The following is a 24,493-nucleotide window of genomic DNA, read 5'->3' on the forward strand; positions in this document are numbered from 1 at the left end:
GAACCGGTGTACGTACGTCGCCTCGCGCTGACGGATTTCCGGTCGTGGCCGCGGGTGGAGTTGGATCTCGACCCGGGACGCACCGTCTTCGTCGGATCCAACGGCTTTGGTAAGACGAATCTCGTTGAAGCACTGTGGTATTCGTCAACCCTCGGCTCGCACCGTGTGGCCACTGACGCCCCGCTGATCCGGGAGGGCGCGGACCGCGCGGTGATCTCCACCATCGTCGTCAGTGACGGGCGTGAGCTCGCCATCGACCTCGACATCACCTCGGGGCGCGCCAACAAGGCACGCCTGAACCGCTCCCCCGTCCGATCGGCCCGCGAGATTCTCGGTGTGTTGCGCGCTGTGCTGTTCGCACCCGAAGATCTGGCGCTGGTCCGGGGTGACCCGGGGGAGCGCCGGCGCTATCTCGACGAGCTGGCCACCATCCGTCGTCCTCGTATCGCGGGCGTCCGCGCAGATTACGACAAAGTCGTGCGGCAGCGCACCGCGCTGCTGAAAACCGCGTCAGCAGCCCGCTTTCGGGGAGATCGTGGGGCGTTGGAGACTCTCGACGTATGGGATGGCCACCTCGCGTCGCACGGGGCGCAGCTGATCGCGGCGCGGGTCGACCTCGTCAATGAGTTGGCGCCCGAAGTAGAGAAGGCCTACCAGTTGTTGGCCCCTGCGTCGCGGCCAGCGGCGGCTCGGTACCGCAGCGGCGTGGAGGTCGTGGAAGCTGAAGCGGCTGTGGGGAACACCGATGTGGGGGTGTTCGAAGCCGCGTTGCTCGATGCGCTGAGTCGGCGCCGCGACGCCGAATTGGAGCGCGGCGTCTGTCTTGTCGGACCCCACCGGGATGATCTGGAGCTGAGGTTGGGTGAACAGCCTGCGAAGGGTTTCGCCAGTCATGGCGAGAGCTGGTCGATGGCGTTGGCGTTGCGGCTGGCCGCCTACGAGCTGCTCCGGACAGAGGGGGGAGATCCCGTGCTGCTGCTCGACGATGTGTTCGCCGAACTCGATACCGCACGCCGTGACGCGCTCGCTCGTGTCGCGGCGACCGCGGAACAGGTTCTGGTGACAGCGGCGGTGCCGGAGGACATTCCGCGAGAGTGGGACGCGCGGCGTATCGAGATCACGATGGGCGACGGCGATCAGGGGCGGGTATCGGAGGTGGTGTCATGACCGACGCAGAGGATCAGCCTGTCGAACCGCCCGCACATCTGGCCCATGTCAAAGGGATGGATCTCGTACGGCGGGCACTGGAAGAGGCCCGGGGCGCCGCTCGGGAACAAGGAAAGAACGTGGGTCGCGGCCGCACCTCCTCTGCGCCGCGGCGCACCGGGGCCTCCAGCCGTCGTCGATGGTCAGGTCCCGGACCTGATGAGCGGGATCCTCAGCCGCTGGGGGCGGCGACCAGTGCTGTGGCGCGCAACCGCGGATGGACGGGCCGGGTTGCCGAGGGTGCGGTGTTCGGTCGGTGGCGTGAGGTGGTCGGGGCCCAGATCGCCGACCATGCGGTACCGGCGTCACTCACCGAGGGTGTGCTGACGGTGACGGCGGAATCGACAGCATGGGCGACACAGTTGCGGATGGTCCAGGCACAGCTGTTGGCCAAGATCGCCGCGGCCGTCGGAGACGGCGTGGTCACCTCGGTGAAGATCGTCGGTCCGGTCGGCCCGTCATGGCGGAAAGGCCCGTATCGGGTACCGGGTCGGGGGCCTCGCGACACCTATGGCTGAGAGCCGCGAGAACGCCATCGGCGGCTCTGCGAAGCGTCTCGACCTATCTTCTGTCGGAAAAATCGGCGCACGGCGCGATTAGGTGTGTCAAAACGTGGTTCCAGTATCAGTCCTGATGCCATGTTTCGGTAGACTGATCAGAGTGATTCACGAGGGGGTCGTCAGATTCCCCGTGCAGGCCCCTGCCTGCCCAAGACCAAGGAGACCCGCTCAACGTGGCTGCCCAGAAGAAGAATGCTCCCAGTGAGTACGGCGCCGAGTCGATCAAAGTTCTCGAAGGTCTGGAAGCGGTTCGCAAGCGCCCGGGTATGTACATCGGTTCCACCGGTGAACGCGGCCTGCACCATCTGATCTGGGAAGTCGTCGACAATGCAGTGGACGAGGCGATGGCCGGCTTCGCCACCAAGGTCGACGTGCGCATTCTCGAAGATGGCGGAGTGCAGGTCACAGACGACGGCCGCGGTATCCCGGTGGCCATGCACTCCACCGGCATCCCCACCATCGATGTCGTCATGACAGTCCTGCATGCCGGTGGCAAATTCGAAGAGGGCGCCTATCAGGTCTCCGGCGGTCTGCACGGCGTGGGCGTCTCCGTCGTCAACGCGCTCTCCACCCGGCTCGAGGCCGACGTGCACAAGGACGGTTTCGAATGGCATCAGACCTACGACAGGTCGGTGCCCGGGACCCTGCGCAAGGGCGAGCCGTCGTCCAAGACCGGCAGCACCATCCGATTCTGGGCGGACCCGGACATCTTCGAAACCACCACCTATGACTTCGAGACCATTGCCCGTCGTCTGCAGGAAATGGCGTTCCTCAACAAGGGGCTGACCATCGAGCTCACCGATGAGCGGGTCGCACCCGAAGAGGTCGTCGACGACGTGGTCAGTGATCACGCGGAAGCGCCCAAGTCGGCAGAAGAGAAGGCCGCCGAGAAGGCCGCCCCGCAGAAGGTCAAGCATCGGGTGTTCCACTACCCCGGCGGACTGGTGGATTTCGTCAAGCACATCAACCGGACCAAGACGGCGATCCAGCCCAGCGTCATCGACTTCGACGGCAAGGGTCCGGGTCACGAGGTCGAGATCGCGATGCAATGGAACGCCGGTTACTCCGAGTCGGTCCACACGTTCGCGAACACGATCAACACGCACGAGGGCGGCACCCACGAGGAGGGCTTCCGCGCCGCACTCACCACGGTGGTGAACAAGTACGCCAAAGACAAGAAGCTCCTCAAGGACAAGGATCCGAACCTCACCGGCGACGACATCCGTGAGGGCCTGGCCGCGGTCATCTCGGTGAAGGTGTCGCAGCCTCAGTTCGAGGGTCAGACGAAAACCAAGCTCGGCAACACCGAGGTGAAGTCGTTCGTGCAGAAGATCTGCAACGAGCAGCTCACCCATTGGTTCGAGGCAAACCCAGCCGAAGCGAAAACCGTTGTGAACAAAGCGGTGTCGTCGGCACAGGCCCGTATGGCCGCGCGTAAAGCGCGCGAGCTGGTGCGCCGTAAGAGTGCGACCGACATCGGTGGCCTGCCTGGCAAGCTCGCTGACTGCCGCTCGACGGATCCGACCAAGTCGGAACTGTATGTGGTGGAGGGTGATTCGGCCGGTGGCTCGGCCAAGAGTGGTCGGGATTCGATGTTCCAGGCGATCCTGCCGCTGCGCGGCAAGATCATCAACGTCGAGAAGGCCCGTATCGACCGCGTGCTGAAGAACACCGAAGTGCAGGCGATCATCACCGCGCTCGGTACCGGTATCCACGACGAGTTCGACCTGAGCAAGCTGCGCTATCACAAGATCGTGTTGATGGCCGACGCCGATGTCGACGGTCAGCACATCTCGACGCTGCTGCTGACGCTGCTGTTCCGGTTCATGAAGCCGCTGGTGGAAAACGGGCACATTTTCTTGGCCCAGCCGCCGCTGTACAAGCTGAAGTGGCAGCGCTCAGAGCCGGAGTTCGCCTACTCCGACCGGGAACGCGACGGTCTGCTCGAGGCCGGCCGTGCGGCGGGCAAGCGCATCAATGTCGACGACGGTATCCAGCGCTACAAGGGTCTGGGTGAGATGGACGCCAAGGAGCTGTGGGAGACCACGATGGATCCGTCGGTGCGGGTGTTGCGCCAGGTCACCCTCGATGACGCCGCCGCCGCCGACGAGCTGTTCTCCATCCTGATGGGCGAGGACGTCGAAGCGCGACGCAGCTTCATCACCCGCAACGCCAAAGACGTTCGCTTCCTTGACGTTTAATCACAGAGGCTGAGGAAACTCCATGACTGACACCACCCTGCCGCCCGGCGACGAAGCCGGCGACCGGATCGAACCGGTCGACATCCAGCAGGAGATGCAGCGCAGCTACATCGACTACGCGATGAGCGTGATCGTCGGCCGCGCACTGCCCGAGGTCCGCGACGGCCTCAAGCCGGTGCATCGCCGCGTGCTGTACGCGATGTTCGATTCCGGGTTCCGGCCCGACCGCGGCCACGCCAAGTCCGCGCGCTCGGTGGCCGAGACGATGGGTAACTATCACCCGCACGGTGACTCGTCGATCTACGACACCCTCGTGCGCATGGCGCAGCCGTGGTCGCTGCGCTACCCACTGGTCGACGGACAGGGCAACTTCGGCTCGCCGGGCAACGATCCGCCGGCCGCGATGAGGTACACCGAGGCGCGGCTGACTCCGCTCGCGATGGAGATGCTGCGGGAAATCGACGAGGAGACAGTCGATTTCATTCCGAACTATGACGGCCGGGTACAGGAGCCGACGGTTCTGCCGAGCCGGTTCCCGAACCTGCTCGCCAATGGTTCGGGCGGTATCGCCGTCGGCATGGCCACCAACATGCCGCCGCACAACCTGCGCGAGCTCGCCGACGCGGTGTACTGGTGCCTGGAGAACCACGAAGCCGACGAGGAAGCGACCCTCGCCGCGGTGTGTGAACACGTCAAGGGTCCGGATTTCCCGACCCACGGCTTGATCGTTGGCTCGCAAGGGATTTCGGATACCTATCGCACCGGCCGCGGCTCGATCCGCATGCGTGGCGTCGTGGAGATCGAAGAGGATTCGCGCGGGCGGACCTCGCTGGTGATCACCGAACTCCCCTACCAGGTCAACCACGACAACTTCATCACCTCGATCGCCGAGCAGGTGCGCGACGGCAGGCTCACCGGGATCTCCAACATCGAGGACCAGTCCAGCGATCGCGTGGGTCTGCGAATTGTCGTGGAGGTCAAGCGCGATGCGGTCGCGAAGGTGGTGCTGAACAACCTCTACAAGCACACCCAGCTGCAGACCAGCTTCGGCGCGAACATGCTGTCGATCGTCGACGGGGTGCCGCGCACGCTGCGCCTCGACCAGCTGATCCGGCACTACGTCAACCACCAGTTGGACGTCATCGTCCGGCGCACGCGCTACCGGTTGCGTAAAGCCAACGAGCGGGCCCACATCCTGCGTGGTCTGGTCAAAGCGCTCGACGCCCTCGACGAGGTCATCGCGTTGATCCGTGCGTCGGCCAACGTCGACGTCGCGCGTCAGGGCCTGATCGAGTTGCTCGACGTCGACGAGATCCAGGCCCAGGCGATCCTGGACATGCAGCTGCGGCGCCTGGCCGCCCTGGAACGTCAGCGCATCGTCGACGACCTGGCCAAGATCGAGGCCGAGATCGCCGACCTCGAGGACATCCTGGCCAAGCCGGAGCGGCAGCGCGCCATCGTGCGCGACGAGCTCAAGGAGATCGTCGACAAGTACGGCGACGACCGCCGCACCCGCATCATCGCCGCCGACGGTGAAGTTGCCGACGAGGATCTGATCGCCCGCGAAGACGTCGTCGTCACGATCACCGAGACCGGCTACGCCAAGCGGACCAAGACCGACCTCTACCGCAGCCAGAAGCGCGGCGGCAAGGGCGTGCAGGGCGCGGGGCTCAAGCAGGACGACATCGTCAACCACTTCTTCGTCTGCTCCACCCACGACTGGATCCTGTTCTTCACCACACAGGGCCGGGTGTACCGCGCGAAGGCGTACGACCTGCCCGAGGCGTCGCGCACGGCCCGCGGTCAGCACGTCGCCAACCTGCTGGCGTTCCAGCCGGAGGAGCGCATTGCCCAGGTCATCCAGATCAAGGGCTACGAGGACGCGCCCTACCTGGTGCTGGCGACCCGCAACGGCCTGGTGAAGAAGTCGCGTCTGGTCGACTTCGACTCGAACCGGTCCGGCGGCATCGTCGCGGTCAACCTGCGTGACGGCGACGAGCTCGTCGGCGCGGTGCTGTGCTCCAGCGAGGACGATCTGCTGCTGGTGTCGGCCAACGGCCAGTCGATCCGGTTCTCGGCCACCGACGAGGCGCTGCGGCCGATGGGTCGCGCGACCTCCGGCGTGCAGGGCATGCGGTTCAACGCCGATGACGCACTGTTGTCGCTCAACGTGGTCCAACCGGACACGTACCTGCTGGTGGCGACATCGGGCGGCTACGCCAAGCGCACCGCCATCGACGAGTACCCCGTCCAGGGCCGCGGCGGCAAGGGGGTGCTGACCATCATGTTCGACAAGCGTCGTGGCACTCTTGTGGGCGCGTTGATCGTCGACGACGAGACCGAGCTGTACGCCATCACCTCAGGTGGCGGCGTCATCCGGACCGCCGCGCGACAGGTTCGCAAGGCCGGCCGCCAGACCAAGGGCGTCCGGTTGATGAATCTCGGTGACGGCGACACCCTGATCGCGATCGCGCGCAACGCCGAAGAGGGCGACGGTACCGACGAGGTCGACACCGACATCGGCGACGAGCCGACGACGCAGGAGTGAGGAGCGGTCAGTGAGCTCACCGAACGAGCCGGGGCACCCGCGTACGGGTGAGGCCTCCGGCGGGGCCGGCAACGGATCGGCGGCGGGGACACCGGCGCCGAGCCACAGCGGTCCGCCGCCCCAGGCGCCGGCTCGCGGGGCCGAGCACAGCGATGTGCCGCCGTGGCAGCGGGGCCCGCAGACGCGGGCGCGTCAGCAGCAGGCACCTGACGCTCCGGGCGGGCTCGATGCGCGGCTGAACCGCTTCATCGCGGGCGGCCCCGAGACGGAGCAGGCGCCGCGGGGTGACCGGCCCGAGGCGCAGCGTCCCGACTCGCGTCCCGACGGCAACCGTCCGGAACCTCGTCCTGAGTCGCGTCCCGAAGCTCGGCCGGAGGGCAACCGTCCCGAGGCTGCGCGCACCGATGTGCACCGCCCCGAACCCCCGACCCGCGTTGACGGCCCCGGGGGCGCCGCGTATGCCAGCGAGCTCCCCGATCTCTCGGGTCCTCTCCCCCGGTCGGCGCAGCAGCGCAAACCTGCGGAGCGACCGTCTGAGTCGACGGCGAAGCCGCCGCAGAAAACCTCGACGAACCGGGGCGTACAGGTGGGTCCGCGTCAGCACACCGGGCCGGTGCGGGCGAGCATGCAGATCCGCCGCGTGGATCCGTGGAGCGCGCTGAAGGTGTCGCTGGTGCTGTCGGTGGCGCTGTTCTTCGTGTGGATGATCGCGGTGGCGTTCCTGTACCTGGTGCTGGGCGGCATGGGCGTGTGGAGCAAGCTGAACAGCAACGTCGGTGACTTGCTCACCAGTGCCAGCGGCAGCTCCGGTGGCGAGCTGGTGTCGGCCAGCACGATCTTCGGTGGTGCGGCGCTGATCGGCCTGATCAACATCGTGCTGCTGGCCGCGGCGGCGACGATCGGGGCGTTCATCTACAACCTGACCACCGACCTCGTGGGCGGTGTCGAGGTCACGCTGGCCGACCGCGACTGAGCTGGTTTGGGAGTCGGGTTGTCCGTGAGGTAATCTCGCTGCTCGGCCGTGCGATTGATGGCGGCGGAACGGGGCTATAGCTCAGGCGGTTAGAGCGCTTCGCTGATAACGAAGAGGTCGGAGGTTCGAGTCCTCCTAGCCCCACGGAAAGGTTCACATCGATGAAGGTGATGCTGCTTCTCGTGGCCGGCATTGCCGCGGCCGCCGCGCTGATGGTGTGGCGGACCCAGCACAGTCCCGAAATTTGGCACACCATCGCCGATGCACCTTCCTGACGAGGGGCCTTAGCTCAGTTGGTAGAGCGCTGCCTTTGCAAGGCAGATGTCAGGAGTTCGAATCTCCTAGGCTCCACTCCTATCGCGCGGCGGTCTGAAGCCGCTCTCCTCCAATAAGTGCAGTACTCCTCTACTGACGACATCGGCTGATTCAAGAGCGCACTCTGCTGTTGTCGAGGGAGATCTGCCATGACGACAACGACCTGTGCGGCCGTCACCTACGGAAAGCACCTCAGTCTGGCCGGGGCCCTCGCGGTCACTGTCGGCATCGGGATCGCCGTCGCCGATCAGTGGACGGCATCGGCCGCACCCGCCGATTCAGCGGCTTCGTCGGCATCGGAGACGCCGCACTCTGCAACCCGCCTCACCAGACGCAGCGAACGCGCCTCCGATGGCCGGCCGACCGCACGGCGACACACCGACCGACCGGACGCCCGACCGGGGCGCCGATCGCTGCAGAACTCCGAGGCCGTGTCGAAAGACACTGCGACGGAGACTCTTTCACCACGCGCTTTGACTCGACGCGTGACCGAGCGCAGGTCGAGCAGCGATGCGCCTGGCCTCCCCGCGGACGGTCCCACCGCGCTGACGTTCCTCGCCCTCGCCCGACGCGACACCGAGGAGTCCGTCTCGACCGATCCTGTGGTGAGGGAGCCGGCGCGAACGGTCGTTGCCGAGGTTGTCGTCGCCGAAGCACCCGCGCTGGATGCACCGGTGTTCACCGGAAGGCCGTCTTTGTTGTCGAAGGCCCTGTCCGCAACCTTCGGCGTGGTCGGAAAGATCGGCTCACTGATCCACGTGGACCTCACGCTCCCGGCCACGGGGCTGCTGCAGAGCGATCATCCGCCACGGGGATCGTTGAGGGGGCTGACCGCCGAGCAGACCGAATTCGAGGGCATGCCGGTGTGGACACTGCAGTCCCGCCGGCTGACCTCGGACAAGGCCGTCGTGGCCGTTCACGGCGGCGCTCTGGTCCTGCAGCCGACGCTGTTCAACTGGCTCTTCTACAGCGCGATGGCGCGCAAGACCGGGGCGACGGTGATCGTGCCGTTGTACCCGTTGGTGCCCGAGGGGACGGCGCGAGAGGTCGTGCCGACGGTGGCCGACCTCATCGCCGCTCAGATCGACCAGCGAAGCGCAGCGAACGTGAGCGTGTTCGGCGACTCTTCCGGCGGCAACATCGCACTCGCGGCGGTGCAACTGCTCGTGAAGGACGGGCGTACGGTCCCTTCGTTCATGGTGCTGAGCGCGCCCGGGGTGGACAGCACGCTGAGCAATCCGGCCATCGCACTCGTCGACGACCCGGTGTTCACGCCGGAAGTACTCGCAGACCTGCAGAAGAATGTCGGTCAGTGGGCCGACGGACTGGACCTGAAAGACCCGCTGCTGAGTCCGCTGTACGGATCGCTGGAAGGGCTTCCGCCCACGGCCATCTACGTCGGCAGTCGCGACGTCGTCGCACCCGATCTGCTGGTGCTGAGGGAAAAGGCCGCGGGGACACCCGGCGCCGACTTCACCTTCGTGCTACGCGCAGGCGAACCCCACGACTGGGCGATCTTCACGATTCTTCGGGAGACCAGGGCGATTCTCCCCGACATCTACCGCCAGCTCGGCCTCGTCTAGTTCCCGGCTACGGCTTGGGGTCGACCTCGACACTGGGCGGCAGCGGCGAGGGCTCCGGCTGCGTCGAGCGGCGGGCGATCGAGAACGCCGCCGCTCCCCCGGCCAGCACGGCCACGCCGACAGCCACCACGAGTAGGCGTGGCCGGCGGCGCCGCTTCGGCGCGCGCAGGTTCTCCAGCGTGTCGGGCAGATTCACCACGACCTCCTGGGCCGCGGCGAGCTCGTCCTTGAGCTGCTGAGCCACGTCACTGCTGCGGTACTTCTGGCCGATCCACGACGCCGACGACCGCACCGAGTTCACCCCGATACCCACGGCGCCCCGGGTGACGTCCACGGGCCCGACCGTCGAGTACTTCAGGCCGCGGCTGAGCCGTTGGCTCGGGGTCAGTCGGACTCGGGTCTTGGAGCTCATGGCCCACCTTTCTCGGCACCGGATGACAACGAGCTTCAGCCTGCCATCTCCGCCAACCGCACGGTGCCCGGTTGGGCTTCAGAGGCGCGTGGCACACTGACTTTCCGTGACGAGCCCCATTCAGACAGCGACCGCGACCCTGCACACAAACCGCGGTGACATCAAGATCGCCCTGTTCGGAAACCACGCCCCCAAGACCGTGGCCAACTTCGTCGGCCTGTCCCAGGGCACCAAGGACTACAGCACCGAGAACGCCTCGGGCGGCTCGTCGGGGCCGTTCTACGACGGCGCCGTCTTCCATCGCGTCATCGACGGATTCATGATCCAGGGCGGCGACCCGACCGGCACCGGTCGGGGCGGCCCGGGCTACCAGTTCGCCGACGAATTCCATCCCGAGCTGCAGTTCGACAAGCCCTACCTGCTGGCAATGGCCAACGCCGGGCCGGGTACCAATGGCTCGCAGTTCTTCATCACCGTCGGCAAGACCCCGCACCTGAACCGCCGCCACACCATCTTCGGCGAGGTCGTCGATCCGGAGTCGCAGAAGGTGGTCGACGCGATCGCCACCACGGCGACCGACCGCAGCGATCGCCCCACCGATCCCGTGGTCATCGAGTCGGTCACGATCTCCTAGCCATCACCGACCGGCGCCGCGCGCGAAGCCGGCGTCGGTCAGAACATCGAGCACGCGCACCGGGTCCGTGCCCACATCCCACCGGCTCAGCACCAGGAGCCGGCCATCGATCGTGTCGATCTCGAGTAGTCGTACTTTTCGCCCGATGCGGCGGAACTCCGTGATGCGGACCAGGCTGATGTCGGCCCGGGTGAGCCGTCGCGTGCCGATCCAGCCGCGGTAGATCAGGGTGTCGCCGTCGATTGCCAGTTTCGGACGAGCGCGCCACGACAGGGTGGCGAACACGAGCAAACCCACAGCCGCGGTACCGATCAGAATGCGCCCCGGCACGTCTGTGACCAGCGTCACAACACCGACAGCCAGCAGAATGCCCAGTCCGGCGGCACCGATGATGCCTGCCGTCGGCGGACCCCAAGTTGTTTGCTGGGAGGACAATTCACACCCTCCTACCGGGACTTACCCCGTTATCCACAAGTGCTATCCACAGTGGGGATGAATAACATCGATGTGATCCGGTTACGAGCAGGTTGCATGCGATCGAACGGCGGACGACTGCCAGGACACGCGGACAGGGTCGGCGCCCGTCACCGCCAGCGCATCGTGAGCAGCAAACCGGTGATCATGAAGCCGAACGCGATGGCGTAGTTCCACACATTCAGGTTGCTCATCCACTGCAGGAAGCTCGGCACGTCCGGGCCGCTGCCGGCCAGCTGGAACACGATCAACCACGCCAGCCCGATCAGCATCAGGCCGCAGAACAGCACCACGAACCACACGCTCGACGGGCCGGCCTTCACCTTGACCGGCGTACGGCTCACCGGGTTGATGGTGAAGTCGTTCTTCTTGCGGACCTTGGACTTGGGCATGGGTACCTTCGGACGATTCGGTGCGACGATATTTGGGACGACAGTGTTGGGCCGACGATGTTGAGCCAAAGCCTAACGCAGCCGCGATCAGCACCGACTCCCGGAGAGATGCAACCGATGGACGCCCGTGACCGAACCGTTCGCTCCCGCTCGGCTTGGCGCTGGGGTGTTCCCGTGGTTTGCGCGGCGGCCGGCCTGCTGCTCGGTGCCACCTACAGCGTCTCCGGTGGAGACGAGATCCGCCGCAGCGACGCCCCGCGCCTGGTCGACCTGGTCCGTGAGACCCAGCAGTCGGTGGACCGTCTGACCGCCGAGCGCGACGCGCTGACCCCGCAGATCGAGAACCACCACGGCGGCTCCCCCAGTGCCGCAGCCGCGCTGACGGCCATCTCCGGTCGCGCCGACGCGCTGGCCCCCGACGCCGGGCTGACCCCGATGCGGGGCCCCGGCCTGGTCGTCACCCTCAACGACGCCCAGCGCGACGCCCAGGGCCGCTTCCCCCGCGACGCGTCGCCCGACGATCTCGTCGTCCACCAGCAGGACATCCAGGCTGTCCTCAACGCCCTGTGGAGCGCCGGCGCGGAAGGCATCCAGATGCAGGATCAACGCCTGATCGCGACCTCGGCGCCGCGATGCGTCGGTAACACCCTGCTGCTCAACGGACGCACCTACAGCCCGCCCTATGTCGTCACCGCGATCGGCGACGCCGCGGCCATGCAGCGCGCGCTGTCCGAGGCGCCGCTGGTGACGCTGTACAAGCAGTACGCGGTCCGGTTCGGCCTCGGCTATTCAGAGAACGTCCGTGACGTGGAGCTCGTCGGCTACACCGCGCCGGTCACGATGAAGTACGCCCAACCGATGGGACCCCTGGGGTACTGACGTGCGGCGGTAGCCTGTGCGCATGCAGGTTCTCGTCGTCGACAACTACGACAGCTTTGTGTTCAACCTCGTCCAGTACCTGGGCCAGCTCGGGGTGGACGCGCAGGTCTGGCGTAACGACGACGAACGGCTGTCCTCCGAGGCGGCTGTCGCCGCGGTGGCCGATGAATTCGACGGGGTGCTGCTGAGCCCCGGCCCCGGCACCCCGGAGCGCGCCGGTGCATCCATCCCCCTGGTCCACGCCTGTGCGGCGGCCGCCACTCCCCTGCTCGGCGTGTGCCTGGGCCACCAGGCCATCGGGGTGGCGTTCGGCGGCACCGTGGATCGTGCGCCGGAGCTGCTGCACGGCAAGACCAGCACGGTCTTCCACACCGACCGCGGGGTGCTTCACGGCCTCCCGGATCCGTTCATTGCCACGCGGTACCACTCGCTGACGATCCTGCCTGAGACGATGCCCGCCGACCTCGAGGTCATCGCGCGCACCGAAGGCGGCGTCGTGATGGGCGTACGCCACGTGGAGTTGCCCATCCACGGCGTGCAGTTCCACCCGGAATCGATCCTCACCCAAGGCGGCCACCGCATGCTGGCCAACTGGCTCGCCGACTGCGGCACCGCGCCGGATGAGGCGTTGGTGGCCCGTCTCGAAAACGAGGTCGCGACGGCCGTAGCGGCGGCTACGACGCGAAGTTCAGCGTGATCCTGGCGGTGTAGTTCACCGCAGACCCCGCGGGAGGGGTCTGGGAGACGACCGCGTTGGTCCGCTGCCCGCTGTTCTGCACGTCGGCACCCTTGTCGAGAACGCCCGTCCAGCCCAGCGCGCGCAACCGCGGTTCGGCGTCTGTCCAGAACTGGCCCGTGAGGTCCGGCATGACGAACTGGTTGCCGCGCGACACCTGGATCTGGATCACCGTGTCCTGCGGGACCGTCTGGCCGGCGGCCGGGTCGCTGCCGATGATCTGCCCGGCGGCGGTGGTGCTGTCTACCTGGACCGGCACCGTCTTGGCGAACCCGGAGGCCGTCATGATCTGCTGGCACACCTCGATGGTCTGCCCCACGCAGTCAGGCACGATGGCCGTCGCCGGGCCCTTCCCGACCACGATCGTGATTTCATTCGTGATCGCCGACGTCTGGTTGGCCGGCGGCACCGTGGACAGCACCCGGTCCCTCTGCTCCGGGAGGGACGCCGACGTGGTCTGCCGGAACCGGCTGAACCCGGCATCGGTCAGCTTGCGCACCGCATCGGCGTAGCTCAGACCCGAGACGTCGGGCACCTCGGCCTGTTGCGGGCCGTACGACAGCTTCAGGGTGATCTCGGAGCCTGCGGGAACGGAGCTGTCCGCAGCCGGGTCCGTGTCGATCACATGGTCCGGCGGTACCTCGGAGCTGGAGTCCTGCTCGGTGTTGATCGTGAATCCGCGGTTCTGCAGCGTCGCGATGGCATCGGCGGACGCCTGACCACGAACGTCGGGCACCTGGACGTCGCGAGTCTCCCCGCCGAAGGAGTTGATCGCGATCGTGACGAGGACGGTGAGCACGGCGAGCACCGCTACCGCCACCACCCACTTGCCGACCGACCCGGAACGTTCCTTCGGCTGATAACGCGGCTGGTGGGACACGGGGCCGCCGCGTGACGGCGCGGCTGACAGCAGCGAGGTGCGCTCGGCGTCGGTGAAGATCTTCGGGGCGTCGGGCCTCTCCCCGCTGTGCACCTTGACCAGATCTGCACGCATCTCCGCGGCCGTCTGGTATCGGTTGTCGGGGTTCTTCGACAGCGCCTTGAGGACCACGGCGTCGAGATCGGGGGAGATGTCGGCGTGGCGCGCCGACGGTGGCACCGGGTCCTCACGGACGTGCTGGTAAGCCACAGCGACAGGCGAATCACCGACGAAAGGTGGCTCGCCCGTGAGCATTTCGTAGAGCACGCAGCCCAGCGAGTACACATCCGAGCGGGCATCGACCTTCACGCCGCGCGCCTGCTCGGGGGACAGGTACTGAGCGGTGCCGATCACCGCGGCCGTCTGCGTGACGGGGTTGCCGGCGTCGGCGATGGCCCGGGCGATACCGAAGTCCATCACCTTCACGGCGCCGGTCTTGCTGATCATGATGTTGGCCGGCTTGACGTCGCGGTGGATGATGCCGTGCTGGTGGCTGAAGTTCAGCGCCTGGCACGCGTCGGCGATCACCTCGATCGCCCGCTTGGCCGGCATCGGGCCCTCGGTGTGCACGATGTCGCGCAGCGTGACGCCGTCGACGTACTCCATGACGATGTAGGGCAGCGGGCCCGTCGGGGTCTCCGCCTCACCGGTGTCGTAGACGGCGACGATCGCCGGGTGGTTCAGCGCCGCCGCGTTCTGCGCTTCGCGGCGGAAGCGCAGGTAGAAGCTCGGGTCGCGGGCGAGGTCGGCGCGCAGCACCTTGATCGCCACATCGCGGTGCAGGCGCATGTCGCGGGCCAGGTGGACTTCGGACATGCCGCCGAAGCCGAGGATCTCGCCGACTTCGTAGCGGTCGGACAGGTGCTGGGGCGTCGTCATGACAGTTCTCGTTGGGGCGGCGCTGCCGGAGGTGGCGCGGATTGAACGGCACGGGCTACCCACATGCGCACGACGCCGTCGTCATCGACAGTCAGGGCCGGTGCGGCAGCGGGTGTCTCGGTGGTCGCGGACGGTGTCTCGGTCACCGTGGCCGGCGCGGGCGCGCGGTCCTTGCGGTCCTGTGCGTTGAGGACGATCAGGATCGCGATGACGATCGCGAGCGCCCCGAGCACGCCGGCGGCCCAGAGCAGGGCCCGCTGGCCGGAGGAGAAGGTGCGTCGCGCGGGTGGTGCCGAGCGGTGATGGCTGCCGGTGGTGCGGGTGCGGGGCGCTGCGGCGGGGGCGCGTCCGGTCGGCTGGGCGGGGCTGGGCGCGATGGTCGGCTTGACCGCGGCCGGGGCGGCGCGCCCGATCGCGGGAGCCGCGTTGGGCCGGGGTGGACGGCGACCGGCACGCACGGCGGCGACGGCGTCGGCGAACGGGCCGCCGGACTTGTAGCGCATGCCGGGGTTCTTCACGAGTGTGATCTCGATCAGTTCCCGCACGTTCGGCGGCAGGTCGGCGGGCAGCGGGGGAGGAGTCTCCTTGATGTGCTTCATCGCCACCGTCAGGGCACCGTCGCCGGTGAACGGCCGTTTGCCCGAAACTGCTTCGTAGCCAACGACTCCCAGGGAGTAGACGTCGCTGGCAGCCGTGGCGTCGTGACCCAGGGCCTGCTCTGGCGCGATGTACTGCGCGGTGCCCATGACCATGCCGGTCTGCGTGACCGGGGCCGCGTCGACGGCCTTGGCGATGCCGAAGTCGGTCAGCTTGACCTGGCCGGTCGGGGTGATCAGGATGTTGCCCGGTTTGACGTCGCGGTGCACCAGGCCCGCGGTGTGAGCGACCTGCAAGGCCCGTCCGGTCTGCTCGAGCATGTCGAGGGCGTGCCTCAGTGAGAGCCGACCGGTGCGCTTGAGCACCGAGTTCAGCGGCTCGCCGTTGACGAGCTCCATGACCAGGTAGGCGGTGCGGCCCTCCCCGTCCATGTCGGTCTCGCCGTAGTCGTACACCCCGGCAATGCCCGGATGGTTCAGCATGGCGACCGTGCGGGCTTCGGCGCGGAATCGTTCAACGAACTCCGCATCGGTCGAATACTCGGCCTTGAGCACCTTGATCGCGACGCGGCGGCCCAGTCGGGAGTCCACGCCTTCCCACACCTGGCCCATGCCGCCGGTGGCGATCAGCCTCTGCAGCCGATACCGCCCCGACAGCGTGACACCGACGCGGGGGCTCATCTCTCGCCTCGCTTCGCTCGGCTTCGGCGGCTCATCTCTCGCCTCGCTTCGCTCGGCTTCGGGGGCTCACGACGCCTGCCTCAGGGCTGCTGCGATCGTCGCGCGGCCGATCGGGGCCGCCACCGCACCGCCAGTGGCGTCGAGGCGGTCACCGCCGTTCTCGACCAGTACCGCCACCGCCACTTTGGGTGCCTGAGCAGGCGCAAAGGCGATGTACCAGGCATGCGGGGGCGTGTTGCGCGGGTCAGTGCCGTGTTCCGCAGTGCCGGTTTTTGATGCGATCTGCACGCCGGCGATGGCTCCCTTCTGCTGAGTCACCTGCTCGGCGGCGACCATCAAGTTCGTAAGTGTATCTGCGACCGGTTCGGGGATGGCTCGCCGCACTTCGCTGGGCGCCGTGGTGGCGATGTTCGACAGGTCTGGGCCCTTGAGGCTGTCGACCAGGAACGGCTGCATCGTGACCCCCTTGTTGGCCACGGTCGCGGCCACCATCGCGTTCTGCAGCGGCGTCAGCGCAACGTCCTTCTGTCCGATGCTGGACATCCCCAGCGCCGCGGCGTCCGGTACCGGCCCCAACGTCGACTCAGCGACCTGCAGCGGAATCGGCGCAGGCGCGGTGTCCACCCCGAAGCTCTGCGCGGTGTCACGCAGCGCATCGACGCCGGTGTCGATGCCGAGCTGAACGAACGCGGTGTTGCACGAGTGCGCGAAGGCGTACTGCAGCGACGTCGTCGGCGCGCCTCCGCACGAGGAGCCGCCGAAGTTCTCCAACGTCGCGGTGCTGTCGGGCAACGCGATCTGCGGCGCCGCGGTCACCTGGGTGTCGGGGGTGGCGCGGTTCTGCAGCGCCGCAGCGGTGGTGATGACCTTGAACGTCGACCCCGGCGGGTAGGTCTCCGAGATCGCGCGGTTCAGCAGCGGCGAGTTCGGGTCGTCACGGAGGCGCTGCCAGGCCTGCTCCTGCTCGTTCACGTCATGGGTGGCCAGCAGGTTCGGGTCGTAGGACGGCGCCGAGACCATGGCCAGGATCTTGCCCGTCGACGGCTCCAGGGCGACGACGGCGCCCTTGCACGGCCCGTTGCAGCCCTTGTCCATCGCGTCCCACGCTGCCTGCTGCACCTCGGGGCGGATCGTCGTCGCGACGGTGCCGCCGCGGGGATCGCGGCCGGTGAAGAAGTCGGCCAGGCGGCGTCCGAACAGGCGCTGGTCCGACCCGTTGAGCACCGTGTCCTCGGCGCGCTCCAGGCCGGTGCTCGAGTAGCTCAGCGAGTAGAACCCGGTCACCGGCGCATAGGTCTGCGGGTTGGGGTACACGCGCAGGAACCGGAACCGGCCCTCGGTGGACACCGAGTAGGCCAGCAGCTGCCCGCCGGCAGAGATCTGGCCGCGCTGGCGGGAGTACTCGTCGAGCAACACCCGCTGGTTGCGCGGATCCGAACGCAGGCCGTCGGCGGTGAAGACCTGGGTGAGGGTCACGTTGGCGAGCAGCAGCACGACCAGACCCATGATCATGACCGAGATACGGCGCAGTGAGGTGTTCATACTTTCTCGATCACCTCGGTGCTCGCCGCGGCGATCGGGCCCGGAGGAGTGCCGCGGCCGTCCAGCGGGCGGCGCGCGTTGTGCGAGATGCGGACCAGGATCGCGAGCAGCAGGTAGTTCGCCACCAGGGACGAGCCGCCGTAGGACATCCACGGCGTGGTGAGGCCGGTCAACGGGATGAGTTTGGTGACGCCGCCGACGACGATGAACAGCTGGATGCCCAGGGTGGCGGCCAGGCCGGCGGCGAGGAGCTTGCCGAAGCTGTCACGCACCGCGATCGCGGTGCGCATGCCGCGGATCACCACGATCGTGTAGAGCATCAGTACAGCGGCCAGGCCGACGAGGCCCAGCTCTTCGCCGACGGCGGCGATGATGAAGTCGGTCGAGGCGGCAGGCACGGTCCCGGGCTGGCCGTTGCCCAGGCCCGTCCCGAAGATCCCGCCCGTCGCGAAACTGAACAGCGACTGCACCATCTGATAGCCGGCGCCGTCGGGATCGGCGAAGGGGTCCTGCCACGTCTGCACGCGGACGCGGACGTGATCGAAGACGTAGTAGGCGATCACGCTTCCGGCGGCGAACAGGCTCAGCCCGAGCACCACCCAGCTGAAGCGCTCGGTGGCGATGTAGACCAGCACGAGGAACGAGGCGTAGAGCAGAAGCGACGTGCCGAGGTCTTTTTCGAAGACCATCACGCCGATCGAGGCGATCCACGCCGCCAGCAGCGGGGCCAGATCGCGCGGCCGCGGCAGATCCATGCCGAGGACGTGTTTGCCTGCGCTGGTGAACAAATTGCGCTTCGACACCAGCACCGAGGCGAAGAAGATCAGCAGCAGGATCTTGGAGAACTCGGCGGGCTGAATTGAGAAGCCGGGCAACCGAATCCAGATCTTGGCGCCGTTCTGTTCGGACATCGAACTGGGCAGCAGCGCGGGGATGACGAGCAGGACGAGTCCGACCAACCCGCACACGTAGCCGTACCGCGAGAGCAGCCGGTGGTCACTGAGGAAGATCACCACGAGCGAGAACCCGATGACGCCCACGAGGGTCCACAGCATCTGCTGGTTGGCGGTACCGCCCAGTCCGCGTGCGGTGGGCTCACCGGCGGCCAGGTCGAGACGGTGGATCATGACCAACCCGAGGCCATTCAGCAGCGCGACCACAGGCAACAGCAGGGGATCGGCGTAGGGGGCGAAGCGTCGTACCGCGAGGTGCGCGCCGGCGAACAGTGCCAGGTACGCGACGGCGTACTGCGCGAGATCCCAGCGCAGACCCTGTTCCTGATTGGCCTCGACGAGCAGCAGCGCCACCGTGGTGATGAACGCGGCGAAGCCGAGCAGGAAGACTTCGGCGTTGCGGCGGTTCGGCAGGGCCGGTGTCACCGCAACCGGGGACTGCGGTTGGGTCGTCATGCCACTTCCCGGCAGTTCGTTCCCGGTTGAGGCGGCGGGGGAGGCAGCGCTGTCACGGTGGGCGACGGCGAGGGCGACGGACTAGGAGCCTGCGCCGATGTCGGTGATGACGTCACGGTGCGCGGTGTCTCCGGCGCGGGTGTCGCCGTCGTCGACGTCGGATCCGCGCTTGGCGCAGGGCTTCCCGGGGCAGGGGTGGTCTGGGTCGTCGACGGCCGCGGGGAGGGCGGCGGCGTGGGACGGCTGGACGTCGCGGGTGCCGGCGGCGCGCACACAGGGAGCACCGAACTGCGCGACAGTTCCTCGATCTGACCGATGGCGTCGTCGAGGGTGCCCGACGGCAACCCGGCGACCACCTGGGCGCGCTCGGACGGCCGCATATCCCCGACGGCCAGCAGTCGGCAGCCCAGATTGTCCCGAGGCTGATCGGCACTGATGAGAGACAACTCGTTGCGGGCGTTCAAGCAGCCCAGCAGATACGGCTCCTGGAGAGCGATCCCGAGAAAGGAGCCTTGAACACCGCGCATGATCGAGACGACGCCGTCGTGTTCACTGACGTAGTAGTTGTTGCGGACGATTTCCCGTGCGACCGCCAAACCGGCGAGCACCGCCAAGACCAATACAGCCACCGCAAGGTAGATGCGGCGTCGTGAACGGGCTCGCGGCGGAGGCTCTTCAGGTTGCTGCACAACAGGTTTGACGGCATTGCGTTTCGGGTTGAACGCCGATGCGCGGCCGGCCGCGGTGTTGGGCGGCGCGGTCTGGTCGTCCGCGCCGGAGACGGCGCCCGCGAGAATCGGTTGGGTCTGCCCGAAGTCGTGGTTGGTGACGTCGACGACGTCGGCCACCACCACGGTGACGTTGTCCGGTCCGCCGCCGCGCAGCGCCAATTCGATGAGTCGGTCGGCGCTTTCGGCGACATCGGGGATCTGCAGTGCCTCGGCGATGGTGTCGTGGCTGACGGGATCGGACAGCCCGTCAGAGCACAGCAGGTAGCGGTCGCCCGCCCGCGCCTCGCGCATGATCAGCGTCGGCTCGACCTCATGACCGGTGAGCGCGCGCATGATCAGCGAGCGTTGCGGGTGGCTGTGGGCCTCTTCGGCGGTGATGCGACCTTCGTCGACAAGGGTCTGGACGAACGTGTCGTCCTTGGTGATCTGGGTGAGTTCGCCGTCGCGCATCATGTAACCGCGGGAGTCACCGATGTGGACCATGCCAAGCCGGTTGCCGGCGAACAGGATTGCGGTGAGCGTCGTGCCCATGCCGTCGAGCTCGGGATCGGCCTCGACGTGCGCAGCGATCGCCGAGTTGCCTTCGCGCACCGCGGCATCGAGCTTGCTGAGCAGGTCGCCACCGGGCTCGTCATCGTCGAGGTGTGCGAGTGCGGCGATCACCAGTTGTGAGGCGACCTCGCCGGCCGCGTGGCCGCCCATTCCGTCGGCGAGTGCCAGCAGTCGGGCGCCCGCGTAGACGGAGTCCTCGTTGTTGGCGCGCACCAAGCCGCGGTCGCTGCGGGCGGCGTATCGAAGCACGAGGGTCACGGGCGCAGCTCGATCACTGTCTTGCCGATTCGCACCGGTGTGCCCATCGGAACGCGTACTGCCGTTGTCACCTTCGCCCTGTCGAGGTATGTGCCGTTGGTCGATCCTAGGTCCTCGACGTACCATTCCGGACCTCGAGGCGAGAGTCTGGCGTGGCGCGTCGACGCGTAATCGTCGGTCAGCACCAGTGTGGAGTCATCGGCGCGGCCGATCAGCACCGGTTGGGTGCCCAGCGGAATCCTGGTGCCGACCAGTGCGCCCTCGGTGACGACCAGTTGTCGCGGAACACTGCGGTCTTTGGTCGGTAACAGCGTGCCGCGCAGTGCGAGGCCACGGCGCATCATCACCGCGCCGGTCGGCGCATAGATGTCAGTGCGCAAGATGCGGAGCACCGACCAGATGAACAGCCAGAGCAGCAACAGGAAACCGACGCGCGTCAGCTGCAGCATCAGCCCCTGCATCTGACGTCCTCTCCGTCCGGGTCATGCTCCTCGCGCGAGCGCTCGTCGGTGCCCTTTCGGCCCCGCCACCATACGCAGACGGCGGTCGACGTGATCGCCACGTCACCGCCGTCCCCGCGCAGCGATCCTCAGTGAACGCGAACGATGATCTCAGAGTGGCCCAGCCGGATCACGTCGCCGTCAGCCAGCTGCCACTCCTGAACGGGCGCGTTGTTCACCGTGGTGCCGTTGGTGGAGTTGAGGTCTGACAATAGCGCCACTTGGCCGTCCCAGCGGATCTCGAGATGACGACGTGACACACCCGTGTCGGGAAGCCGGAACTGGGCGTCCTGACCGCGGCCGATGACGTTGGCGCCTTCGCGCAACTGGTAGGTGCGCCCGCTGCCGTCGTCGAGCTGCAAGGTGACGGTAGAGCCGGCGGACGGGTACTCGCCCTGGCTGGCGCCGTAGCCGCCGCCGTAACCAGCGGCGCCGTAGCCACCCTGGTCGCCGCCGTAGCCGCCCTGCTCGCCGTAGCCCTGGTCGGCGTAGCCGGCCGGTGCCTCGCCGTAGCGTCCGTAGTCGGGCTGCCCGTACTCCTGGCGGCCGTAGCCACCGCCGTAGCCGCCCTGGTCCGGATAGCCGCCCTGGTCGGGGTACGACGGACGACGCCCGTAGTCGTAGTCACCGGCGGGAGCCCCGCCCTGGGGTCCGTAACCCTGCTGACCACCCTGCGGCGGGCCGTAGCCGCCGGGACCGGGCCGGTAGCCCTGGTCGGGGTATCCGCCCGGGGGAGGGCCGTAGCCGGCCGGAGGGCGCTGGTCGTATTGCGGAGCCGGGTAACCGCCCTGCTCGGGGTAGCCGCCCTGGTCCGGGTAGCCGCCGCGTTGGGGGTAGCCCTGCTCGCCGGGTGGCGGGTAGCCACCCTGATCTGCCGGCGGGTAGCCACCGGGCTCAGCCGGCGGATAGCCACCCTGGTCGGCCGGCGGGTAGCCGCCGCGATCGTCCTGGCGGGGGTAGCGGTCATCGTCGGGACGGGGGTAGTAGTCATCCCCGGGCCGCCCCGGCCCCTGGCCGCCGCGATAGGTCGGATTGTCGCTCATCGGTCGTACTCCTGGTTCTGCGTGGGACGAGTGATCTCGAGGTGGTGGGGCTGGTGGATCCGAGGTCGAGTCGGGATTGACCGCACCGCGCGCGCGAAACTGTCCGGTGTGCAGGCTGGGCGATTGTTCGAATCGGACAACCACATCACCATACGTTTGCCATCCCTGCTCATGGATGAAGCCCTCCAGGTGCTTGGCGAACGTGGTCGGGGTGATGTCCGGGTCGGCACTCACCTTCTGATAGTCAGGCACACTGAGGGTAATGACGTAGTCGTTCGGCGCCAAAACGTAGCCGCCGTGCACTTCACGTGCCCCGGTCTCGGCTTCACGCCGCAGAAGCGATTCGACTTCAGCGGGCACAATCGAGCCGCCGAAGACCCGGGCGAAGGCATTGCCGACCGAATCCTCGAGCTTGCGCTCGAATCGATCGACCAGACCCATGTTCCGGCTCGCCTCCCTCGATGGTGAAAAGCCGCCAGCGTGTCGGCTGGCAGCGATGCTTGCAAGCATGCTATCGGCCACCTGTACCCCGTCGTGACTCTCAGAACTCTGAGAATTGCATCGCTCCTGGTCACAGGATTGTGAGCAGCGGTTTTGGTGTTCAGGGGCCTGCCGACGTACGGTTGGAGCCCGGGGTTGCCTGCGTGATAGGCTCCCCCGGTTGTTTTCGGGCGAGTGGCGGAATGGCAGACGCGCTGGCTTCAGGTGCCAGTGTCCTTCGGGACGTGGGGGTTCAAGTCCCCCTTCGCCCACACTGAGCGGTTCCAGTAACCGCAACGACAAGGGTCACGAATCAGAAATGGTTCGTGGCCTTTCTCGTTGGCGGGCCTTTCAGGCTCGGGCGCTGCGGAAACCAGCAGTGGAGAGATGTCGATCCGCAGACCTCAGGTGGCGGGGTGCACTGCCATCAGAACGATGCGGAGGCGGGTCTGATCGCGGGCGACCAGATACGTCATGCCCAGGGTGGCGATCTCACCGCCGTCCGCTGCGCGCCGGACCAGTCGGGTGTGCAGGATCGCTGACGTCGCATTGAGCACTGTCGCTTCGAAGGCGAGCACGTCAGTGGTGCCGTAGCCCTGTGCGTGTAGCGCATCCACCTGCTGCTGAATCGCGGAGGCTACCTGTTCGCCGCTGGTCACCGTCATCACTTCTTCGTCGGTGGTGATGGTCAGCGGCACCGTGTAGTGGTCCAAGAGTGTCGCGATGGGTCCGTCTCGGCGGGCGCTCGCGGCAAACGCCATCAAGTAGCCGTCGAACCACTGACGAAGGACATCCGGAGTCACAGGCGCATTCAACCCCACCCGATCGAGCGGCTCATCGCTTGACGACGACTCGAGCTCCCCGTCCTGAGAACGGATCTGGGTTGCCTCCATCCTCGAACGGGGCCTCTTCAGATAAGCGACCGGCCTTGGAGGAGGAGTTCGAGTGCGATCTGGTCGACAGCGATGGCTGTGTTGGCCAAGACGAGTACGGCCGATGCATTGTCGCGATCAAGGGCCAGCATGCTGGCGAAGCCCCCTGTAACTCCGTTGTGCCAGTTGATGGTCGCATCGCCGATCTGGTTGGTGAACCACGCGTAGCCAACACGCGCGCCGCCGTCTGCCTGCCACCGTGGAGTGAGCGCGTCCATCCCTGGGGCATCGGAGTCGAGAAGAGCGCGCGCATACCTGGCCAAGTCGGCGGGTGTCGAACGAACTCCGCCGGCAGGCGCGTAAGCGCCCATGGTCCATGCCTGTTCGCGATGGCCGCGGGCGTTGAAACCTGTCGTCACATCGGTGAGTAGTTCGCTAGCGGTGAGAGGTGTCGTGGACCCGGTCATGCCATGACGGTCGAGCATCTGGTCCCGCAGCAGTTGCGGGTAGGTTGTACCGACGTGCGCGGCGACTGCCTGCCCGAGCAAGGCAAAGCCGAGGTTGGAATACGAAAACCGGCCTCTTCCGGACACTTTCGAGGCACGCGCCTGCTGTAGCAGTGTCTTGAGATCGGCGGTGTACGGGTTCCGGTGACGCAGGACCGCGAGGCCGGCTGCAATGCGATCCGTCAGTCGAGGTGCGATGCGGGGCAGTCCTGATCGGTGGCCGGCCAGCTCTTCGAGAGTGATGTCGCTCGCCGGGCTGCCGCCGAGATCGAGGACGCTTCCGAGGGTGGTGTCGGCGTGGAGCTGACCGCATTCCACGGCATGAGCAAAAAGCTGCGCGGTCATGGTCTTGGTGATCGAGCCGATTTCGTAGACCGTGTCGGGCTGCGCACCGTAGTGCGCCTCCAGGCGCGCTCCGCCCACCAGAGCAACGACACTCACCCTGTCGGTGAGCCCACGAGAGCGAAGCAGCGGTGCCACCCGGGCAATCAGATCCGCGTCACCTGTCGCGGTTCTCGGCTCGCGCGGCGACAAGGAACCCACGCATCAATACTCCACCCAGGGGCCCCACACCCCGCACAAGCTTCTGCCGTTCACCACGTCGATTGACCG

21 protein-coding genes and 3 tRNA genes are annotated in these 24,493 nt (G+C 67.1%); 12 read left to right on the forward strand and 12 right to left on the reverse strand.

Annotation, left to right across the window (positions count from 1 at the left end):
- The first annotated feature begins 6 nt into the window (after positions 1 to 6).
- The 8 genes from recF to ACZYYX_RS03745 all read left to right on the forward strand — a co-directional run bounded on the left by recF (position 7) and on the right by ACZYYX_RS03745 (position 9,386).
- On the forward strand, positions 7 to 1,167 hold the full coding sequence (gene recF, locus ACZYYX_RS03710; RefSeq protein ID WP_463813076.1) for a DNA replication/repair protein RecF: 1,161 nt from the start codon (positions 7 to 9) through the stop codon (positions 1,165 to 1,167).
- A complete protein-coding gene (locus ACZYYX_RS03715; protein WP_463813077.1) occupies positions 1,164 to 1,724 on the forward strand; it encodes a DUF721 family protein in 561 nt (186 codons plus the stop codon). Before recF ends, ACZYYX_RS03715 begins: the two co-directional genes overlap by 4 nt.
- Before the next feature lie 215 nt (positions 1,725 to 1,939).
- Complete coding sequence (gene gyrB / locus ACZYYX_RS03720; RefSeq protein ID WP_463813078.1) at positions 1,940 to 3,967, forward strand: DNA topoisomerase (ATP-hydrolyzing) subunit B; 2,028 nt, start codon at positions 1,940 to 1,942, stop codon at positions 3,965 to 3,967.
- Positions 3,968 to 3,989: 22 nt separating this feature from the next.
- Positions 3,990 to 6,515: a DNA gyrase subunit A gene (gyrA, locus tag ACZYYX_RS03725; protein WP_463813079.1), complete on the forward strand. Its 2,526-nt coding sequence runs from the start codon at positions 3,990 to 3,992 to the stop codon at positions 6,513 to 6,515.
- A gap of 10 nt (positions 6,516 to 6,525) precedes the next feature.
- Positions 6,526 to 7,488 carry a DUF3566 domain-containing protein gene (locus ACZYYX_RS03730; RefSeq protein ID WP_463813080.1) on the forward strand — a complete coding sequence of 321 codons (963 nt, stop codon included), beginning with the start codon at positions 6,526 to 6,528 and terminating at the stop codon, positions 7,486 to 7,488.
- Positions 7,489 to 7,558: 70 nt separating this feature from the next.
- Positions 7,559 to 7,632, forward strand: a tRNA-Ile gene (locus ACZYYX_RS03735).
- 134 nt (positions 7,633 to 7,766) lie between these two features.
- Positions 7,767 to 7,839 (forward strand) — tRNA-Ala (locus ACZYYX_RS03740).
- Positions 7,840 to 7,952: 113 nt separating this feature from the next.
- On the forward strand, positions 7,953 to 9,386 hold the full coding sequence (locus ACZYYX_RS03745; RefSeq protein WP_463813081.1) for an alpha/beta hydrolase fold domain-containing protein: 1,434 nt from the start codon (positions 7,953 to 7,955) through the stop codon (positions 9,384 to 9,386).
- Positions 9,387 to 9,393: 7 nt separating this feature from the next.
- Here ACZYYX_RS03745 and cwsA read toward each other — a convergent pair whose 3' ends face one another.
- Positions 9,394 to 9,798, reverse strand: a complete 405-nt coding sequence (cwsA, locus tag ACZYYX_RS03750) for a cell wall synthesis protein CwsA (protein ID WP_463813082.1) — start codon at positions 9,796 to 9,798, stop codon at positions 9,394 to 9,396.
- Between the two features lie 106 nt (positions 9,799 to 9,904).
- Here cwsA and ACZYYX_RS03755 point away from each other — a divergent pair, with 106 nt between their 5' ends.
- Positions 9,905 to 10,432, forward strand: a complete 528-nt coding sequence (locus tag ACZYYX_RS03755) for a peptidylprolyl isomerase (protein ID WP_046365545.1) — start codon at positions 9,905 to 9,907, stop codon at positions 10,430 to 10,432.
- A gap of 3 nt (positions 10,433 to 10,435) precedes the next feature.
- Here the strand turns inward: ACZYYX_RS03755 and ACZYYX_RS03760 are convergent, their stop codons facing one another.
- On the reverse strand, positions 10,436 to 10,867 hold the full coding sequence (locus ACZYYX_RS03760; protein ID WP_463813083.1) for a PH domain-containing protein: 432 nt from the start codon (positions 10,865 to 10,867) through the stop codon (positions 10,436 to 10,438).
- Positions 10,868 to 11,016: 149 nt separating this feature from the next.
- Positions 11,017 to 11,298, reverse strand: coding sequence for a cell division protein CrgA (crgA, locus tag ACZYYX_RS03765; protein WP_046365546.1), 282 nt, complete (start codon positions 11,296 to 11,298; stop codon positions 11,017 to 11,019).
- A 117-nt stretch (positions 11,299 to 11,415) separates the two neighbouring features.
- Between crgA and ACZYYX_RS03770 the strand changes: the two genes are divergently transcribed.
- Both ACZYYX_RS03770 and ACZYYX_RS03775 read left to right on the forward strand, forming a co-directional pair.
- Positions 11,416 to 12,177 (forward strand): DUF881 domain-containing protein, encoded by a 762-nt coding sequence (locus tag ACZYYX_RS03770; RefSeq protein WP_463813084.1) that lies wholly within the window; start codon positions 11,416 to 11,418, stop codon positions 12,175 to 12,177.
- Positions 12,178 to 12,199: 22 nt separating this feature from the next.
- A complete protein-coding gene (locus ACZYYX_RS03775; RefSeq protein ID WP_463813085.1) occupies positions 12,200 to 12,874 on the forward strand; it encodes an aminodeoxychorismate/anthranilate synthase component II in 675 nt (224 codons plus the stop codon).
- Here ACZYYX_RS03775 and pknB read toward each other — a convergent pair.
- The 7 genes from pknB to ACZYYX_RS03810 all read right to left on the reverse strand — a co-directional run bounded on the left by pknB (position 12,852) and on the right by ACZYYX_RS03810 (position 22,464).
- Positions 12,852 to 14,711, reverse strand: a complete 1,860-nt coding sequence (gene pknB, locus ACZYYX_RS03780) for a Stk1 family PASTA domain-containing Ser/Thr kinase (RefSeq protein WP_463813086.1) — start codon at positions 14,709 to 14,711, stop codon at positions 12,852 to 12,854. The two genes, ACZYYX_RS03775 and pknB, sit on opposite strands and share 23 nt — an antisense overlap.
- Positions 14,708 to 15,988, reverse strand: coding sequence for a protein kinase domain-containing protein (locus ACZYYX_RS03785; protein WP_463813087.1), 1,281 nt, complete (start codon positions 15,986 to 15,988; stop codon positions 14,708 to 14,710). Before ACZYYX_RS03785 ends, pknB begins: the two co-directional genes overlap by 4 nt.
- Before the next feature lie 66 nt (positions 15,989 to 16,054).
- Positions 16,055 to 17,530, reverse strand: coding sequence for a D,D-transpeptidase PbpA (gene pbpA, locus ACZYYX_RS03790; protein ID WP_463813088.1), 1,476 nt, complete (start codon positions 17,528 to 17,530; stop codon positions 16,055 to 16,057).
- The gene (locus tag ACZYYX_RS03795; RefSeq protein ID WP_463813089.1) at positions 17,527 to 18,939 is read right to left on the reverse strand and encodes an FtsW/RodA/SpoVE family cell cycle protein; all 1,413 of its coding nucleotides are present in this window, start codon (positions 18,937 to 18,939) and stop codon (positions 17,527 to 17,529) included. The genes pbpA and ACZYYX_RS03795 overlap by 4 nt, the downstream gene beginning before the upstream one ends.
- The gene (locus ACZYYX_RS03800) at positions 18,936 to 20,480 is read right to left on the reverse strand and encodes a PP2C family protein-serine/threonine phosphatase (RefSeq protein ID WP_463813090.1); all 1,545 of its coding nucleotides are present in this window, start codon (positions 20,478 to 20,480) and stop codon (positions 18,936 to 18,938) included. Before ACZYYX_RS03800 ends, ACZYYX_RS03795 begins: the two co-directional genes overlap by 4 nt.
- Positions 20,477 to 20,941: an FHA domain-containing protein FhaB/FipA gene (locus tag ACZYYX_RS03805; RefSeq protein ID WP_463813091.1), complete on the reverse strand. Its 465-nt coding sequence runs from the start codon at positions 20,939 to 20,941 to the stop codon at positions 20,477 to 20,479. Before ACZYYX_RS03805 ends, ACZYYX_RS03800 begins: the two co-directional genes overlap by 4 nt.
- Positions 20,942 to 21,069: 128 nt before the next feature.
- Complete coding sequence (locus ACZYYX_RS03810; protein ID WP_463813092.1) at positions 21,070 to 22,464, reverse strand: DUF3662 and FHA domain-containing protein; 1,395 nt, start codon at positions 22,462 to 22,464, stop codon at positions 21,070 to 21,072.
- Between the two features lie 228 nt (positions 22,465 to 22,692).
- Between ACZYYX_RS03810 and ACZYYX_RS03815 the strand changes: the two genes are divergently transcribed.
- A tRNA-Leu gene (locus ACZYYX_RS03815) sits at positions 22,693 to 22,775 on the forward strand.
- Positions 22,776 to 22,907: 132 nt separating this feature from the next.
- On the opposite strand, the gene ACZYYX_RS03820 is transcribed toward ACZYYX_RS03815, so the two are convergent.
- Both ACZYYX_RS03820 and ACZYYX_RS03825 read right to left on the reverse strand, forming a co-directional pair.
- Complete coding sequence (locus ACZYYX_RS03820; protein WP_463813093.1) at positions 22,908 to 23,306, reverse strand: DUF6841 family protein; 399 nt, start codon at positions 23,304 to 23,306, stop codon at positions 22,908 to 22,910.
- A gap of 107 nt (positions 23,307 to 23,413) precedes the next feature.
- Positions 23,414 to 24,361 (reverse strand): serine hydrolase domain-containing protein, encoded by a 948-nt coding sequence (locus ACZYYX_RS03825; protein WP_463813094.1) that lies wholly within the window; start codon positions 24,359 to 24,361, stop codon positions 23,414 to 23,416.
- Positions 24,362 to 24,493 lie beyond the last annotated feature (132 nt).

The organism is Mycobacterium sp. IDUB_1 (genome assembly GCF_055419625.1).